The sequence below is a fragment of the Izhakiella australiensis genome (assembly GCF_002006995.1).
In the GTDB taxonomy this organism is placed as follows: Bacteria; Pseudomonadota; Gammaproteobacteria; order Enterobacterales; family Enterobacteriaceae; genus Izhakiella; species Izhakiella australiensis.
Window position 1 is genome coordinate 141,891 of sequence record NZ_MRUL01000006.1, and the last position, 17,042, is coordinate 158,932.

The window sequence follows — 17,042 nt, forward strand, 5'->3', positions numbered from 1 at the left end:
ATGAATGTCCGGACAGCGCGCGAACCGCGCGCCGCCCTTTCATCAGCGCCTATTATCTGCGTAATATAGGGCATAAAATACTGATGACTTATGCCGCAAGGTTCCCCATTTATGTCCTCTTCTCGTCTGCAGCAGCAATTTATCCGCCTGTGGCAATGCTGTCATGGATTACCTCAGGAAACCACGCTGAACTATCTGGCGCAGCAGCTCAGCTGTTCACGTCGCCATATGCGCAACCTGCTCAATGCCATGCAGGCTGAGGGCTGGCTGGAGTGGCAGGCTGAAGCCGGGCGCGGTAAACGATCGCGTTTGCAGTTCCTTTATACCGGTCTGGCGCTGCAGCAACAGCGCGCCGAAGATCTGCTGGATCAGGATCGCATCGATCAGCTGGTGCAGATTGTCGGCGACCGCCAGACGGTACGCCAGATGCTGCTGTCGCGGCTAGGCCGCAGCTTTCGTCAGGGAAAACATATTATGCGGGTGCTTTACTATCGCCCGCTGCTCAACTTGCTGCCCGGCACGCCGTTACGGCGTTCGGAAACCCACCTGGCACGTCAGATCTTCAGCGGTCTGACGCAAATAAATGAGGAAAATGGGGAAGTCGAAGCGGATATCGCCCATCACTGGCAGCAGATTTCTACCCTGCACTGGCGCTTCTTTCTGCGTCCGGCCGTCCATTTCCATTCCGGCAAAGAGCTGGAAACGGCTGACGTCATCGCCAGCCTGCAAAGAGCCAGCAAGCAGCCATTGATGGCCCATATCGCCCGTCTGGAATCCCCCACGCCCTGGACGCTGGATATTTATCTCAGCCAGCCGGACAGCTGGCTACCCTGGCTGCTCGGAAGCGTTGGCGCACTGATTTTGCCGCGCGACTGGCATCTGCTGGAAAACTTCGCCCGCCAGCCGGTTGGCACCGGCCCCTATTCAGTGGTGCGTAATCAAACAACGCAGCTGCGCATTTCCGCTTTTGATGACTACTTTGGCTATCGCGCGCTGCTCGACGAAGTGAATATCTGGGTGCTGCCGGATATCAGCGATGAGCTGGTTTACGCTGGCGTAACCCTGAAAGGTGAGAATGATGATAAAACCGACGAAGAGAGCCGGCTGGAAGAAGGCTGCTATTTCCTGTTATTCGACAGACGCTCTGAGAAAGGACGCAATAGCCAGCTACGCCAATGGCTTAGCTGGCGCTTTAATCCCATTACCATCCTCAATCAAAGCGGCATAAACTACCAGCGCTACTGGTCTCCCGCCTATGGCCTGCTGCCGCGCTGGCATCACCGACGCCAGATCAAGCCCAGTGAAAAGCCGGACGGCCTGACGACGCTCACCCTGACCTGGTATCACGACCAAACCGAACATCAGGCCATTGCCGACCAGCTAGCCCCGCTGCTGGCGGCCGAAGGTATCACCCTGGTTACCCGCCAGGTTGAGTATGCGCAGTGGTATCACGGCGAAGTCGAGAGCGATCTCTGGCTGGGCTGCATTAATTTTACGCCGCCGCTGGAATACTCCTTATTCAGCATGCTCTATGACATCCCCCTGCTGCGCCACTGCATCGATTTACCCTGGGAGGAAGACGCCCAGCGCTGGCGCGAGCAGCAGCTACCGATGGCGGAATGGTGCCAGCAGCTGATTGAACAAGGCTACCTGCATCCGCTGTTTCACCACTGGCTCCTGCTGCACGGTCAGCGCAGCATGCGCGGCGTCAGCATGAATTCACTGGGCTGGTTCGACTTCAAATCAGCCTGGTTTGCCCCACCGCAGCCATAATGCTTTCGCCGCAGCACAGGAACTATTACAATCAGGCGTTCTCAACGGGGTGCCAGGAAATAAACTTGTCAGGTAATGCCGCGCTGCCGCCATTAAACGCCGCGAGCAGGCATTCAGCCGGTGAAGGCCAGCGCACAGCAACCGCAGCATACACCAGTATGTGAGGATTGAGCGCACTGCCCGACGCCGGATCAATGCCGCGCTGCCGCCATTAAACGCCGCGAGCAGGCATTCAGCCGGTGAAGGCCAGCGCACAGCAACCGCAGCATACATCAGTATGTGAGGATTACGCGCACTGCCCGACGCCGGATCAATGCCGCGCTGCCGCCATTAAACGCCGCGAGCAGGCATTCAGCCGGTGAAGGCCAGCGCACAGTAACCGCAGCATACATCAGTATGTGAGGATTACGCGCACTGCCCGACGCCGGATCAATGCCGCGCTGCCGCCATTAAACGCCGCGAGCAGGCATTCAGCCGGTGAAGGCCAGCGCACAGTAACCGCAGCATACATCAGTATGTGAGGATTACGCGCACTGCCCGACGCCGGATCAATGCCGCGCAGCAAGTTTAAAACCAGGCTGAGAGAAAACCCGTCGAACCTGATCCGGCCAACACCGGCGTAGGGATTTGAGACTATGGCTATCCACTCAAGTCCTTTGCGACCTCTTAATTCCAGCCATGGAGCGCAAAGTGTTAAAATATATTCTGCCCGCCGCACTGCTATTCTCCGCCCCGGCCTTCGCTGAAAAACCCGTGCTGACGGTTTATACCTATAGCGCGTTCTCCGCCGATTGGGGACCGGGACCGGCAGTGAAAAAAGCCTTTGAAAGCCAGTGTGGCTGCCAGCTGAAGTATGTCACGCTGGATGATGGCGTTTCGCTATTGAACCGCCTGCGTATGGAAGGAAAAAACAGCAAAGCCGATGTCGTCGTCGGTCTGGATAATAATCTGCTGGCGGCGGCGGATAAAACCGGCCTGTTCGCGCCGTCAGACGTTGATACCAGCCATCTGAACGTGCCCGGTGGCTGGCATGACAGCACCTTTGTACCCTTCGACTACGGCTATTTTGCCTTTGTGTATGACAAAACCAAACTGGCTAATCCACCGAAAAGCCTGAAGGAGCTCGTGGAAGGGTCGGCCCCCATTAAAGTGGTCTATGAAGATCCACGCACCAGCACCCCAGGGCTGGGGCTGCTGCTCTGGATGCAAAAAGTCTTCGGCGATAAAACCCCGCAGGCCTGGCAACAGCTGGCGAAAAAAACCGTGACGGTTACCAAAGGCTGGAGTGAGGCCTACGGCCTGTTCCTGAAAGGAGAAGCGGATATGGTGCTCAGCTATACCACCTCACCCGCTTATCACCTGATCGAAGAGAAAAAAGATAACTATGCTGCCGCCAACTTTAGCGAAGGCCATTATCTGCAGGTGGAAGTCGCCGCTCAGCTGAAATCCAGCAAACAGCCAGCGCTGGCGCATAAGTTTATGCAGTTCATCATCTCAAATGACTTTCAGAAAACTATTCCTACCGGCAACTGGATGTATCCGGTAGGTAACGTTCCACTGCCGGAAGGCTTTGCGACGCTGATTAAACCGGACGCCACGCTGCAGTACAGCCCGCAGCAGGTCGCTAACCAACGCGCAGAATGGATTTCCGCATGGCAACGCGCCGTCAGCCGTTAATTGTCGCCAGGCTGATCCCCGGCCTACTGGCCGCCCTGCTGCTGATCAGTACCGCAGCGACGGCCTTTAGCGCACTCTGGTGGCAAAGCCCGCCGGGTGCGTTCAATGCCCTCTGGCAGGATAGCTACCTGTGGCACGTCCTGTACTTTTCCTTTCTGCAGGCGTTTCTCTCGGCGCTGCTGTCGCTACTGCCTGCCGTCCCGCTCGCCAGAGCGCTTTATCAGCGCCGCTTTCCCGGACGGCAGCAGCTGCTGCGCCTGTGCGCCATGACGCTGGTTTTACCGTCGCTGGTGGCGGTGTTCGGCATTCTCAGCGTTTATGGTCGTGAAGGCTGGCTGGCGCAGATTGCCAGCCTGCTCGGCGTTGAATGGCGCTTCACTCCCTACGGCCTGCAGGGCATCTTACTGGCGCATGTATTTTTCAACTTACCGCTGGCGACCCGCCTGCTGCTACAGACGCTGGAACAGATCCCCGGTGAACAGCGTCAGCTGGCGGCGCAGCTTGGCATGCGTGGTCTGAATCATTTTCGCCTGGTCGAGTGGCCCTGGCTACGTCGCCAAATACTCCCGGTCGGCGCGTTGATCTTTATGCTTTGTTTCGCCAGCTTTGCCACCGTACTGATGCTGGGCGGCGGGCCGAAAGCCACCACCCTCGAACTTGCCATTTATCAGGCACTAAGCTTCGACTACGACACCGGCCGCGCGGCGCTGCTGGGATTATTGCAGCTGATTTGCTGCCTTGGATTAGTGCTGCTCAGCCAGCGCTTGAGCAGGGCAATCCCCGCCGGTGAAAGCAACGGACAGGGCTGGCGCAGCCCGGAAGACAGCCTGTGGCAACGGTTCAGCGACGGCGCGATTATTTTTCTGGCGCTCTTGTTATTGCTGCCGCCGCTGCTGGCGGTGATCGCCAGCGGGCTACACCGGGGATTCAGCACCGTAATACGCCAGCCCGCGCTGTGGGACGCCGCCTTCACCTCTCTGCGCATTGCCGCCGGCGCCGGTCTGCTAAGCGTTATACTGACCATGATGCTGCTATGGAGCAGCCGCGAGCTACGGCTGCGTCAGCGCCCGCTACCCGGACAGCTGCTGGAGATGAGCGGCATGCTGATCCTGGCGATGCCTGGCATCGTGCTGGCGGCCGGTGCCTTTTTATTGCTCAACGCCACCATCGGCCTGCCGCAGTCGGCTACTGGCCTGGTGATGTTTACCAATGCGCTGATGGCGATCCCCTATGCGATGAAGGTGCTGGAGCATCCGATGCGCGATCTGGCCACCCGCTACGACCGCCTTTGCCAGTCGCTAAATATTTCCGGATTGAACCGGCTGCGCCTGATTGAGCTACGGGCTCTGCGCCGGCCCTTATCGCAGGCGATGGCTTTTGCCTGCGTCATGTCCATTGGCGATTTTGGCATCGTGGCGCTGTTTGGTAACGATGGCTTTCGTACCCTGCCTTTTTATCTATACCAGCAGATGGGCTCTTATCGCGGTAACGATGCAGCGGTCACCGCGCTGATCCTGCTGACGCTCTGCTTTTTACTATTTACCCTGATTGAAAAAGTGCCTGGACGCCATGTTAACCCTGACTGACCTGACTTATCTGTACAACCATTTGCCGATGCGCTTCAGCTTTCATCTGGCGGCTGGCGAACGCGTAGCGGTTCTCGGCCCGAGCGGTGCGGGTAAAAGCACCCTGCTATCGTTAATCGCCGGATTTCTGACCGCCAGTCGCGGCCAGCTGATGCTTAACGGCCAGCCGCATACCCACAGCACGCCCGCGCGGCGTCCGGTGTCAATGCTGTTTCAGGAGCACAATCTTTTCCCTCATCTCAGCGTGGCGGAAAACATTGGCCTCGGATTACATCCGGGTCTGAAGCTAACGACAGCGCAAAAGCAAACGATAAAGGATATCGCCGGACAAACAGGTATCGGGGATTTGCTGCACCGTCTGCCGGCAGCGCTCTCCGGCGGCCAACGCCAGCGCGCCGCGCTGGCCCGCTGCCTGGTGCGCCAGCAGCCGATTCTGCTGCTGGATGAACCGTTTTCAGCCCTGGACCCGGCGCTACGTCAGGAAATGCTGCAGCTGGTTGACGGCGTTTGCCAACAGCGCAGCATAACCCTGCTGATGGTTTCGCATAATATTGATGACGCGCTGCGCATCGCGCCGCGCTCGCTGCTGGTGGTTGACGGGCGGATCGCCTGGGATGGCGCCAGCAACGAGCTGTTGCGCGCCGACAGCGACGCCGCCCGGGTGCTGGGCATCAGCCGTCAATAAATACCTGTCCCAGCAGATGCAGGAAGGTTGGCGTCAGCGGATGGAAAGCGCCCGCAATCATCGCCAGCGCCGCAATCAGCAGCATAAGCGGCGCCAACCAACGCAGGCGGGACGGCGGCAGCCTGACGCTGGCCCAATCCTGCTGCTTTTCACCCCGCAGCCAGCGCCAGCAGAGCCAAACCGCCAGCCAGACCAGCAGCGCAACCAGCAGCAGCAGCCACTTAAACGCGCGGCTCTGGACATCATGGGGAATATCGATTGCCACCCCGGCCAGAATCCCCGGCATAAAATACAGCGGCGGCCAAAGCAGACACGCGACCAGATTAGGCAGGGCAAACTTAGCGGCCGGTAACTCCAGCATTCCAGCCACCAGCGGGATCACCGCACGGGTCGGCCCGACGAAACGCCCGACGATAATGGTAAACATGCTGTGCTGATGCAGCGCATGTTCGGCTTTATCCATCAGATGACGGTAGCGCTGAATCAGCGACCAGCTGTGCAGCGGTCCTTTAAAGCGCTGACCAATCAAATAGGAAACCCAGTCGCCTGCCATACAGGCCAGGGTCGCCACCAACCAGGCGGGGTACAGCGCAATTTTATCGCTGCCGATCAGGGCGCCAAAAGAGGCCATCAGCACCGTTCCCGGCATTAACAGACCCAGCAGCGCCAGCGATTCGAAAAAAACCACCAGCGCAATGGCAAACAGCGCCCAGCCCGCAGACTGCGTAATAAGATGTTCCAGCCAGGCTTCCATTCAATACCACTCTGAGAAATGAGGACGCAATTGTCGTGGCTGTCGCTAAAGGCGTCAAGCCGACAAGCTCTGAGATAGCCTGAAGAGCAAAACCTTCAGCATCTTTAGCTGAACGGATTTGCCACCGGCCAACAATACTGTATAAATAAACATATTATACTGATGAAAACTATCAACGGCTTCTCTGATGACGCAACGTTTCGCTGGATTTGTCCTTACCCGCCACTGGCGCGATACGCCGGCGGGAACCGAAGTGACGCTCTGGCTGGCTACAGACCAGGGCCCACAGCGCCTGGTTCTACCGGCACAGGAATCCGTCGCCTTTATTCCTGCAGACCAGCAGGAACGCGCACGTGAGCTGCTGCAAAACGAGCAGAATCTGCGCTTTACCAGTCTGCAGTTAAAAGATTTCCGCCATCGTCCGGTGGTGGGGCTTTACTGTCGTCAGTACCGTCAACTGCTGAAGCTGGAAAAACGTCTGCGTGAAGCTGGTATCACGGTATACGAGTCAGATGTCCGCCCGCCCGACCGCTATCTGATGGAGCGTTTTATCACCGCCCCGGTCTGGGTGAGCGCTGCGCACCAGCAAGACCGATACGTAGACGTTCGCCTCAAAGCAAACGAGGATTATCGCCCGTCGCTAAAATGGGTATCGCTGGATATTGAAACCAGCCGCCACGGCGAGCTTTACTGTATCGGGCTGGAAGGCTGCGGACAGCGCGATGTGCTGATGCTCGGCCCGGAGAACGGCGACGCCGCCGACAGCGGCGTCAACCTGATTTATTATCCCAGTCGTCCGGCGCTGCTGGCGGCGCTCAATGACTGGTTCGCCCGGCACGATCCCGACGTCATTATTGGCTGGAATCTGGTGCAGTTTGACCTTAAGGTTTTGCAGAAACAGGCCGAGCGCTACGGCGTCGCGCTGCTTTTAGGCCGGGGCGGACAGCCGCTGGACTGGCGCGAGCACGGCTTCAAACCCGGCGTTTTCTTCGCCCAGGCCGCCGGACGGCTGGTTATTGACGGCATTGAAGGGCTGAGATCCGCCTTCTGGAATTTCGACTCTTTCAGCCTGGAAAGCGTTTCTCAGGCGCTGCTGGGCGAAGGTAAAGCGATTGATAACCCGTGGCAGCGCATGGAGGAGATCGACCGGCGATTTGCCGAAGACAAGCCGGCGCTGGCACGCTATAACCTGAAAGACTGCGAGCTGGTTACGCGCATTTTTCAGCATACCCAGCTGATGCCATTTTTACTGGAGCGGGCCAGCGTTAATGGGCTACCCGCCGATCGCCACGGTGGTTCCGTTGCCGCCTTCAGCCATCTTTACCTGCCGCGCATGCATCGTATGGGCTTCGTCGCGCCGAATCTGGGTGAGGTAGCGCCGGAGGCCAGCCCCGGCGGCTACGTTATGGATTCGCGCCCCGGACTCTATGATTCGGTACTGGTGCTGGATTATAAAAGCCTTTATCCCTCAATTATCCGCACTTTTCTCATCGATCCCGTCGGGCTGAGTGCAGGCCTGGCACATCCTGACGACCAGCACTCGGTTCCCGGCTTTCGCGGCGCGCGCTTCTCGCGGCAGCATCACTGCTTACCGGCGATCGTCAGTCAGATCTGGCAAGGGCGAGAGCTGGCGAAAAAGCAAGGCAATAAGCCCCTGTCGCAGGCATTAAAAATTATTATGAACGCCTTTTACGGCGTACTCGGCACCAGCGCCTGCCGTTTTTTCGATCCGCGTCTTGCCTCATCAATTACCCTGCGCGGCCACGAAATCATGCAGCAGACCCGCCGTCTGATCGAGGCTAAGGGCTTTGACGTCATATACGGCGACACCGATTCCACCTTCGTCTGGCTGAAATCCGCCCATCGCGAAGCCGATGCCGATGCCATCGGCCAGCAGCTGGTGAGTGAGGTCAATCAGTGGTGGCAGCAGCATCTGCGTGAAACGCTGAACCTCACCAGCGCGCTGGAGCTGGAATATGAAACCCACTATTGCCGCTTCCTGATGCCCACCATTCGCGGCGCCGAACAGGGCAGCAAAAAACGCTATGCCGGCCTGATTCGTCGTAATGGCGAGGAGCGTATGGTGTTTAAAGGTCTGGAGAGCGTGCGTACCGACTGGACGCCGCTGGCACAACAGTTCCAGCAGGGGCTTTATCAGCGCATCTTCCGCGGTGAGCCATGGCAGGCGTATCTGCGGGAAACGGTTGAAGATCTGCTGGCCGGCAAGCTCGACGATCGACTGGTTTACAGTAAGCGACTGCGCCGTCCGCTTAAGGAATACCAGCGTAACGTACCGCCGCACGTCCGCGCCGCTCGCATCGCCGATGAAGAAAATCAGCGGCTGGGGCGGCCATTGCGCTATCAAAACGGCGGACGCATTCGTTACCTGATGTGTACCAGCGGCCCGGAGCCGCTGGAGATCCGCACCACACCACTGGACTACGATCATTATCTTTCACGCCAGCTGCAACCCGTCGCTGACGGTATCCTGCCATTTTTACATGAGGACTTTGCTACACTGATTACAGGTCAGTTGGGGCTTTTTTGACAGGTGACGAACGCCTTGCCTTCCAGTACCATAGCGCCCTTTCTGTAACAGATAACCCGTATCTTTCATCATCAGCCGGGCAACAATACCGGGCTGGCGGGCTATTGCCTGCACTAGACAAAACGAGAGCTGAGCCGATTATTTATGCCTTTTACACTTGGTCAACGCTGGATTAGCGATACGGAGAGCGAACTGGGATTGGGTACCGTGGTCGCAATAGACACGCGCATGATCACCCTGCTTTTCCCTGCAACCGGCGAGAGCCGCCTGTACGCCAAAAACGACTCCCCGGTTACCCGCGTGATGTTCAATCCCGGCGACACGATTACCAGCCACGAAGGCTGGCAGCTGGAAGTAGAAGAAGTCACAGAAGAAAACGGCGTGCTGACCTATCTCGGCACCCGCACCGATAGCGGTGAACAACAGGTAGCACTGCGCGAGGTGATGCTCGACAGCAAGCTGGTGTTTAATAAACCGCAGGACCGCCTGTTTGCCGGTCAGCTGGACCGGATGGACCGCTTCGCGCTGCGCTATCGCGCGCGTAAATACCAGAGCGAGCAGTACCGACTGAACATCAGCGGCCTGCGCGGCACGCGTACCAGCCTGATCCCCCATCAGCTGCATATCGCTCACGATGTCGGCCGCCGCCACGCACCCCGGGTGCTGCTGGCTGACGAAGTCGGCCTCGGCAAAACGATTGAAGCGGGCATGATTATCCATCAACAGCTGCTCGCCGGGCGCGCCGCGCGGGTTCTGATCATCGTACCGGAAACCCTTCAGCATCAGTGGCTGGTGGAAATGCTGCGTCGCTTTAATCTGCGCTTTGCCTTGTTTGATGATGAACGTTACGCAGAAGCGCAGCACGACAGCGATAACCCCTTTGATACCGAACAGCTGGTGATCTGCTCGCTGGATTTCGTCAGGCGTAATAAACAGCGCCTCGATCTGATGGCCGAAGCCGACTGGGATCTGCTGGTGGTGGATGAAGCGCATCATCTGGCCTGGGAGCTGGATAATCCCAGCCGCGAATATCAGGTGATCGAACAGCTAGCGCGCCAGATCTCCGGCGTTTTGTTGCTTACCGCAACCCCTGAGCAGCTAGGTATGGAAAGCCATTTCGCGCGCCTGCGCCTGCTGGACCCAAGCCGCTTCCACGACTTTCAACAATTTATCGCCGAGCAGAAAAATTATCGCCCGGTGGCGGACGCGGTTGCCGAACTGCTGGCCGACAAAGCGCTGGATCAGCAGGCACTCAATCGCCTGAACGATCTGGTCGGCGAGCAAGATATTGAACCGCTACTGCAGGTTGCCAACGGCCAGGGCGAAGGCAAAAATGCCGCACGCCGCGAGCTGATCTCAATGCTCATGGATCGTCACGGCACCAGCCGGGTGCTATTTCGTAACACTCGCGGCGGCGTTAAAGGCTTCCCCCACCGTGAACTGCACGCTATCCGCCTGCCGCTACCGAGCCAGTATCAAACCGCGATTAACGTTTCGGGCATCATGAACGGCAAGAAAAGCGCGGAAGAACGCGCCCGCGACATGCTCTATCCCGAGCAGATTTATCAGGCATTTGAGGGAGAAAACGGCACCTGGTGGAACTTTGATCCCCGCGTTGAGTGGCTAATGGGCTACCTCACCAGCAATCGCCAGCAAAAGATCCTGGTGATTTGCGCGAAAGCGGAAACCGCGCTGCAGCTTGAGCAAATCCTGCGCGAGCGTGAAGGGATCCGCGCCGCGGTATTCCATGAGGGCCTGTCGATCATCGAACGTGACCGCGCCGCCGCCTGGTTCGCTGACGACGAAGACGGCGCGCAGGTGCTGTTATGCTCCGAAATTGGTTCGGAAGGACGTAACTTCCAGTTCGCCAGCCAGATGGTGATGTTCGATCTGCCGTTTAACCCCGACCTGCTTGAGCAGCGCATTGGCCGCCTGGATCGCATTGGTCAGGCCCATGATATTCTGATCATGGTGCCTTATCTGGAAAAAACGGCCCAGTCAGTACTGCTGCGCTGGTATCACGAAGGGCTGGACGCTTTTGAACACACCTGCCCGACCGGACGCACCCTTTATGACCAGGTGTATAGCACGCTGATAAACTATCTGGCCGAGCCGCAAAACGACGCCGGACTGGATGCGTTTATTCAGGAGTGCCGCCATCAGCATAACCAGATCAGGCAGCAGCTGGAGCAGGGGCGCGATCGACTGCTGGAACTCAATTCCAATGGCGGCGAGCAGGCGCAGCAGCTCGCGGCGCAGATTGAACAGCAGGATAGCCATATTGAATTGGTGAATTTTGCGCTTAATCTGTTTGATATCGTCGGTATTAATCAGGAAGATCGCAGCGATAACCTGCTGGTGCTGACGCCTTCAGATCATATGCTGGTGCCGGATTTTCCTGGACTGCCTGAAGATGGCTGCACCATTACTTTCGATCGTAACCAGGCGCTGTCGCGTGAAGACGCGCAGTATGTCACGTGGGAGCACCCGCTGATCCTTAACGGACTGGATCTGATCTTGTCCGGAGATACGGGCAGCTGCGCGCTGTCGCTGCTGAAAAATAAAGCGCTGCCGGTAGGTACGCTGCTGGTTGAGCTAATCTATGTGGTTGAAGCGCAGGCGCCTAAACATCTTCAGCTAACGCGATTCCTGCCGCCAACGCCGGTGCGTCTGCTGCTCGATCGCAGCGGTAATAATCTGGCGCAAAAGGTGGAGTTTGAAAGCTTCAACCGCCAGCTGAGCACGGTTAACCGCCACACCGGTAGCAAGCTGGTTAACGCGGTGCAACAGGATGTGCATCAGATTCTGACCCAGGGCGAAGAGCAGATCACCTCGGCAGCTCAGGCAATTATCGACGAAGCCAGACGCCTGGCGGATGAAACGCTTAGCGCCGAACTGAACCGGCTTGAAGCGTTAAGAGCGGTCAATCCAAATATCCGCGATGATGAAGTCGCCGCGCAGGAAGAGAACCGCGAACAGGTACTTACCAGCCTCAATGGCGCCGGATGGCGACTGGACGCGCTGCGGCTGGTTGTGGTGACGCATCAGTGAGTTCCCGGCTCCCCGCCGGGGAGCTTTTTCTGCTAAATGAGCGAGTATAATGATGGAACCCTACCATCCGCCGCGCGAGCCCTGGCTGCATATCCTGTATCAGGATGAGCATATTATGGTGGTCAATAAGCCCAGTGGACTGCTGTCAGTTCCGGGCCGTCTTGCTGAACACAACGACAGCATCATGACGCGCGTTCAGCGCGACTTCCCGCAGGCCGAGTCGGTTCACCGTCTGGATATGGCCACCAGCGGTATTTTGGTGGTGGCGCTCACTAAGGCAGCCGAGCGCGAGCTGAAGCGCCAGTTTCGCGAACGTGAACCGCAAAAAACCTATGTCGCGCGCATCTGGGGCCATCCGGAACAAGAGAAAGGGTTGGTAGATTTGCCGCTCATCTGCGACTGGCCGAACCGACCAAAGCAAAAGGTCTGTCGCGAAACCGGCAAACCCGCACAGACCGAATGGCAGATACTGGCGCTGGATGCGGACAACAGCGCCCGCATCCAGCTAAAACCCATTACCGGTCGCTCACACCAGCTGCGCGTGCATATGCTGGCCATCGGCCACCCTATCCTCGGCGATGGCTTTTACGCGCCCCCCGATGCGCTGGCGATGGCCTCCCGGCTGCAGCTGCACGCAGAATCGCTGACCATAACCCACCCCCGCTACGGCACGCCAATGACTTTCCGCCAGCCGGCGGATTTTTAATCCGGGCGGGCGGCTCACCCTCATTGCTGCAAGCCCGGAACCCTGGTCACAGAAGGCCCGGCCGCTTTCCGCACCGGCGCAAGCACGTCCGTGTAGCCTGGCGCACGGCCATCCCTGGCCGCGAGCCTGCTGAAATCAGCCGGGCCTTCTCCTCCCCCGTAAACTTCTTCATCGCTTTAAGTAAAAAAACCAGGTCTGCGCCGGACTGAATACCAGCAACCTGGTTTTTGCTTTTTTAATAAAAAACGAATGCCGTTTTCAACAAGCGCAGCCCTAACGCCGTTATCGATTAAAAACGGATGCCGTTTCCCACAAACCTGTACCAACAGGCTTTTCTGCGCCGAACGAATGAAGCCCGCCAGGGTGAGCCGCAGGGAGGCGGCGAAAGTAAGCGCTGCGTCGGGAACGCATCGCGAACGGCCCGTACGGCGGGCTACATGCGTGAGGGAAGGGCACCGCCACGCAGAAACTGCCGGAAGTCCGGGGTCAAGGGGCCATGACGTTTGATGGCCCCTTGCCGGTCGCCCGCAGCGGCGGGCAGCGATGGCACTGGCCGTACAGGCGAACGGAACAGTCCACCATGGGTGAAATAAACAGCCCACCGTGCAAGCGAACGGAACAACCCACCGTAGGTAAAAACATACCAGCCCGTCCGGGCTAAAAAGGCCGTGACGAGACGGCCTTCACACCCCCCATCAGTATGTGACCGTCGTTTGCGCGACGCTGCGGGGAGCAAATGGCAAGTAAGCCAGGTCAATGCAGCCAATAAACCGTCGGCGTCGCAGCCAGTTGGTTCACTCAGCAAGCGGAAATCGGCGGGAGCATACACCAGTATGTGACCGTCGTTTACGCGCTGCTGTGGGGACCAAATGGCAAGTAAGCCAGGTTTATTTGAGCCCGCGCTCGCGACGGATCAGATCGTACGCCGCCTGAATGCTTTGCGCTTTCTGCTTGGCCATTTCCATCATCTGCGGCGGTAATCCCTTGGCAACCAACTTATCCGGATGATGCTCGCTCATCAGCTTGCGATAGGCGCGTTTTACTGTGGTATTGTCATCATCTGGCTTCACCCCCAGCACGCTGCAGGCGTCTTGTAACGTCGGCCCGCGCGAGGATTGCTGATAACCCCCTTGCCGGCCATATCCCTGCCCCTGATCGCCGCCAAACTGCTGGCCGCTGGTCATCATACGCAGAAACTGATCGAACTGAACCTGAGAGATGCCCAGCTCCTCGGCAATAACGTATAACACCTGCCGCTCGTTGGGATGCAGCTGCCCGTCGGCAAATGCTGCCTGAATCTGTATTTCCAGGAACATACGAATCAGGTCAAAACGGCCAAAACAGACGCTTTTCAATTCACGCAGCTTCTGGCGCAGGGGGAAATCGCTCAGCTTTCCTTCACGGAAAGCCTGCTGCGCAGCGGTACGGGCTTCGCCGTGCAGCTGCATCCGATCCATCTGCAATGTCGCCATCTGAATATCAACGTCCGTCACCCGCCCTTTGGCTTTGGTCAGATGCCCCATGACCTGATAAGTGGTGCGAAAAAACAGTGACTGGCGCTCCTGATTACTGGAGAAATAGCTCTGTCGCGGCACCGCTAGCGCTTTATCAACAAAATGCCCAATCACTATCCCTGCCAGCACCGCCCAAAAACCGCCGCCGCTTAGTGAGCCAAGGACTAAACCAATAACTTTTCCCCAGTAGCGCATAAACTCCTCAATTCGCCATGAAACCGGCTAAAAATTGCTTTATCATACTCGTCATTTATCTCAGCGCCTAACGGCAACGTGGAAAGCAAGGATTAACACTAGCGCAACGCTGTTGAGTGAGTTAGTCTCTGACCGTTTGTCGACTCGAAGCCAGTTATCACGGAATTTTTGATACCGCGTATGAAAAAACGTTTACCTACCATGCTGGCCACGCTAATTGGCTCTGCAATTTACAGCCAGTACGGCCTTGCCGACGATCTTGCGTCTCAGTGTATGCTTGGCGTGCCGGAATACACTCGCCCCCTGATTCAGGGCGACACCAATGCTCTTCCGGTAACGATAAAATCTAAACAGGCCGACGGTAAATATCCTGATAATGCCGTATTTAGCGGCGATGTTGATGTTCAGCAAGGTAACAGCCGCCTTCAGTCTGACGAAGTACAGCTTCACCAGAAACAGCAGGATGGGCAGGCGACGGCGGTTCGGACCGTTGATGCCCTGGGGCACGTCCACTACGACGATAATCAGGTAATTTTGCGCGGACCGAAAGCCTGGTCAAACCTGAACACCAAAGACACCAACGTCTGGGATGGCAAGTATCAGATGGTCGGGCGTCAGGGACGCGGAACCGGCGATCAGATGAAGCAGCGCGACGATAATCGCTATACCATTCTGGAAAACGGTACCTTTACGACCTGCCTGCCGGGCAGCAATAGCTGGAGCGTTGCCGGCTCGGAAATTATTCACGACCGTAAAGAGCAACTGGCTGAGATCTGGAACGCCCGCGTTAAGATTGGTTCCGTGCCGATATTTTACAGCCCCTATCTGCAGCTGCCGGTGGGCGATCGCCGTCGTTCAGGCTTTTTGATCCCGAATATGAAGTTCGGCAATACCAGCGGCATTGAATTTATGCTGCCCTATTACTGGAACATTGCGCCACAGGCGGATGCGACCATTACCCCGCACTACATTGAAAAACGGGGCTTCCAGTTACAAAACGAATTCCGCTATCTGAGCGAGGCCGGCGCGGGCATCGTGGAGTTCGATTACATGGGGTCGGACAGAGTTTACCGCAGCCGCATTGAAGACGGCCAGTATGCCGGCGACCCGAACGACAGCAAGCGCTGGATGTTCTACTGGCAGCATAACGGCGTATATGACAAGCACTGGCGTTTCAACGTCGACTATACCAAGGTTAGCGATCCTTACTATTTCAGCGATCTGGATTCAACCTACGGCAACTCAACCGATGGCTATGCGACGCAGAAGTTCAGCCTTGGCTATGCCGACACCAACTGGGACGCCACCTTATCAACCAAGCAGTTCCAGGTATTTCAGCTCAACAGCGCCAACAACATCTATCGTGCCGAGCCGCAGCTCGATCTGAACTACTACAAAAATGACATCGGCCCGTTTGATAGCCATATTTACGCCCAGGCGGTGAAATTCACCAACGTCAATACCGACTACCCGGATGCAACGCGACTGCATATCGAACCGTCGATAAACCTGCCGCTGTCCAACGGCTGGGCCAGCCTGAATACTGAAGCCAAGCTGATGGCCACCCACTATCAGCAGGACGATATTGACTGGTACAACCGTCAGGTAGACAGCAATAACCAGCTGCGCGGCTCGGTTAACCGCGTAATGCCGCAGTTCAAAACCGATGGCAAACTGGTCTTTGACCGGGACATGGACTGGTCGCCCGGCTATACCCAAACCCTTGAGCCGCGTTTGCAGTACCTGTACGTGCCCTATCGTAATCAGAGCGATATCAACGTCTATGACTCAACGCTGTTGCAAAGCGACTATAGCGGTCTGTTCCGCGATCGGAGCTACAGCGGCCTTGACCGCATTGCTTCCGCCAATCAGCTGACGACCGGGGTCACCACGCGAATTTATGATAACGATCTGGTGGAACGTTTTAACGCTTCCGTAGGTCAAATCTATTCGTTTACGCCCTCGCGCACCGGCGTAACCAACAGCTATTTCGACGGCAATAAAGACAACACGGGTACCGTTATCTGGGCGGGCGACACCTACTGGAAGGTAAGCGATAACTGGTCAACGCGCGGCGGCCTGCAATATGACACCCGCCTGAACTCGGTGACCACCGGCAACGCGGTACTGGAATATCGTCCCGATGCCGATCGCATGGTGCAGCTGAACTACCGTTATACCAGCCCACAGTATATTCAGGCCACGCTGCCGAATATTCAGAATCCGGGCTATCAGCAGGGCATATCGCAGGTGGGCGCAACCGCCAGCTGGCCGTTTGCCGATTCCTGGGCGGTGGTGGGCGCCTGGTATTATGACACCAAAGCGAAGCAGCCGGCCGACCAGCTGCTTGGCGTGCAGTACAGTTCCTGCTGCTATGCCATACGCATTGGCTACGAACGTAAGATCACTAACTGGGATTACACGCGTGATGAAAGTAAATATGACAATAAAATCTCATTCAGTATTGAACTTCGCGGCCTGAGTTCTGACTACAGTCTGGGCACGGATAAGATGCTTCGACAGGGCATCCTGCCTTACCAGCCCGCATTCTGA

11 protein-coding genes are annotated in these 17,042 nt (G+C 57.2%); 8 read left to right on the forward strand and 3 right to left on the reverse strand.

Translation table 11 applies throughout. The features are described 5' to 3' along the window. Nucleotides 1-111 precede the first annotated feature (111 nt). The 4 genes from sgrR (at nucleotide 112) to thiQ (ending at nucleotide 5,721) form a co-directional block, all read left to right on the forward strand. Nucleotides 112-1,773, forward strand: coding sequence for an HTH-type transcriptional regulator SgrR (gene sgrR / locus BTJ39_RS11050; RefSeq protein WP_078002751.1), 1,662 nt, complete (start codon nucleotides 112-114; stop codon nucleotides 1,771-1,773). Nucleotides 1,774-2,463: 690 nt separating this feature from the next. Next, nucleotides 2,464-3,450 carry a thiamine ABC transporter substrate binding subunit gene (thiB, locus tag BTJ39_RS11055; protein WP_078002752.1) on the forward strand — a complete coding sequence of 329 codons (987 nt, stop codon included), beginning with the start codon at nucleotides 2,464-2,466 and terminating at the stop codon, nucleotides 3,448-3,450. Further along, nucleotides 3,426-5,036: a thiamine/thiamine pyrophosphate ABC transporter permease ThiP gene (gene thiP / locus BTJ39_RS11060; RefSeq protein WP_078002753.1), complete on the forward strand. Its 1,611-nt coding sequence runs from the start codon at nucleotides 3,426-3,428 to the stop codon at nucleotides 5,034-5,036. Before thiB ends, thiP begins: the two co-directional genes overlap by 25 nt. Beyond that, nucleotides 5,020-5,721 carry a thiamine ABC transporter ATP-binding protein ThiQ gene (gene thiQ, locus BTJ39_RS11065; RefSeq protein WP_078002754.1) on the forward strand — a complete coding sequence of 234 codons (702 nt, stop codon included), beginning with the start codon at nucleotides 5,020-5,022 and terminating at the stop codon, nucleotides 5,719-5,721. The genes thiP and thiQ overlap by 17 nt, the downstream gene beginning before the upstream one ends. On the opposite strand, the gene BTJ39_RS11070 is transcribed toward thiQ, so the two are convergent. After that, on the reverse strand, nucleotides 5,708-6,475 hold the full coding sequence (locus tag BTJ39_RS11070; protein WP_078002755.1) for a DedA family protein: 768 nt from the start codon (nucleotides 6,473-6,475) through the stop codon (nucleotides 5,708-5,710). The two genes, thiQ and BTJ39_RS11070, sit on opposite strands and share 14 nt — an antisense overlap. 187 nt (nucleotides 6,476-6,662) lie before the next feature. Between BTJ39_RS11070 and polB the strand changes: the two genes are divergently transcribed. The 3 genes from polB (at nucleotide 6,663) to rluA (ending at nucleotide 12,780) form a co-directional block, all read left to right on the forward strand. Next, a complete protein-coding gene (gene polB, locus BTJ39_RS11075; RefSeq protein ID WP_078002756.1) occupies nucleotides 6,663-9,023 on the forward strand; it encodes a DNA polymerase II in 2,361 nt (786 codons plus the stop codon). A 144-nt stretch (nucleotides 9,024-9,167) separates the two neighbouring features. Further along, nucleotides 9,168-12,074: an RNA polymerase-associated protein RapA gene (rapA, locus tag BTJ39_RS11080; protein ID WP_078002757.1), complete on the forward strand. Its 2,907-nt coding sequence runs from the start codon at nucleotides 9,168-9,170 to the stop codon at nucleotides 12,072-12,074. 46 nt (nucleotides 12,075-12,120) lie between these two features. Next, entirely contained in the window at nucleotides 12,121-12,780 is a 660-nt protein-coding gene (gene rluA / locus BTJ39_RS11085; protein WP_176110297.1) for a bifunctional tRNA pseudouridine(32) synthase/23S rRNA pseudouridine(746) synthase RluA, read from the forward strand. Nucleotides 12,781-13,266: 486 nt separating this feature from the next. Here rluA and BTJ39_RS24855 read toward each other — a convergent pair whose 3' ends face one another. Beyond that, on the reverse strand, nucleotides 13,267-13,422 hold the full coding sequence (locus BTJ39_RS24855; RefSeq protein ID WP_176110293.1) for a hypothetical protein: 156 nt from the start codon (nucleotides 13,420-13,422) through the stop codon (nucleotides 13,267-13,269). Nucleotides 13,423-13,667: 245 nt separating this feature from the next. After that, nucleotides 13,668-14,489, reverse strand: coding sequence for a co-chaperone DjlA (gene djlA, locus BTJ39_RS11090; RefSeq protein WP_078002758.1), 822 nt, complete (start codon nucleotides 14,487-14,489; stop codon nucleotides 13,668-13,670). Between the two features lie 180 nt (nucleotides 14,490-14,669). On the opposite strand from djlA, the gene lptD reads away from it, so the two are divergent. Then, complete coding sequence (lptD, locus tag BTJ39_RS11095) at nucleotides 14,670-17,042, forward strand: LPS assembly protein LptD (RefSeq protein ID WP_078002759.1); 2,373 nt, start codon at nucleotides 14,670-14,672, stop codon at nucleotides 17,040-17,042.

What these genes read in the sequence shown, in the direction of transcription:
- thiP (WP_078002753.1), top strand. Translation starts at nt 3,426, where the DNA reads ATGGCAACGCGCCGTCAGCCGTTAATTGTCGCCAGGCTGATCCCCGGC.
- BTJ39_RS24855 (WP_176110293.1), bottom strand. Translation starts at nt 13,422, where the DNA reads ATGTTTTTACCTACGGTGGGTTGTTCCGTTCGCTTGCACGGTGGGCTG.
- BTJ39_RS11070 (WP_078002755.1), bottom strand. Translation starts at nt 6,475, where the DNA reads ATGGAAGCCTGGCTGGAACATCTTATTACGCAGTCTGCGGGCTGGGCG.
- lptD (WP_078002759.1), top strand. Translation starts at nt 14,670, where the DNA reads ATGAAAAAACGTTTACCTACCATGCTGGCCACGCTAATTGGCTCTGCA.
- djlA (WP_078002758.1), bottom strand. Translation starts at nt 14,489, where the DNA reads ATGCGCTACTGGGGAAAAGTTATTGGTTTAGTCCTTGGCTCACTAAGC.
- rapA (WP_078002757.1), top strand. Translation starts at nt 9,168, where the DNA reads ATGCCTTTTACACTTGGTCAACGCTGGATTAGCGATACGGAGAGCGAA.
- polB (WP_078002756.1), top strand. Translation starts at nt 6,663, where the DNA reads ATGACGCAACGTTTCGCTGGATTTGTCCTTACCCGCCACTGGCGCGAT.
- sgrR (WP_078002751.1), top strand. Translation starts at nt 112, where the DNA reads ATGTCCTCTTCTCGTCTGCAGCAGCAATTTATCCGCCTGTGGCAATGC.
- thiQ (WP_078002754.1), top strand. Translation starts at nt 5,020, where the DNA reads ATGTTAACCCTGACTGACCTGACTTATCTGTACAACCATTTGCCGATG.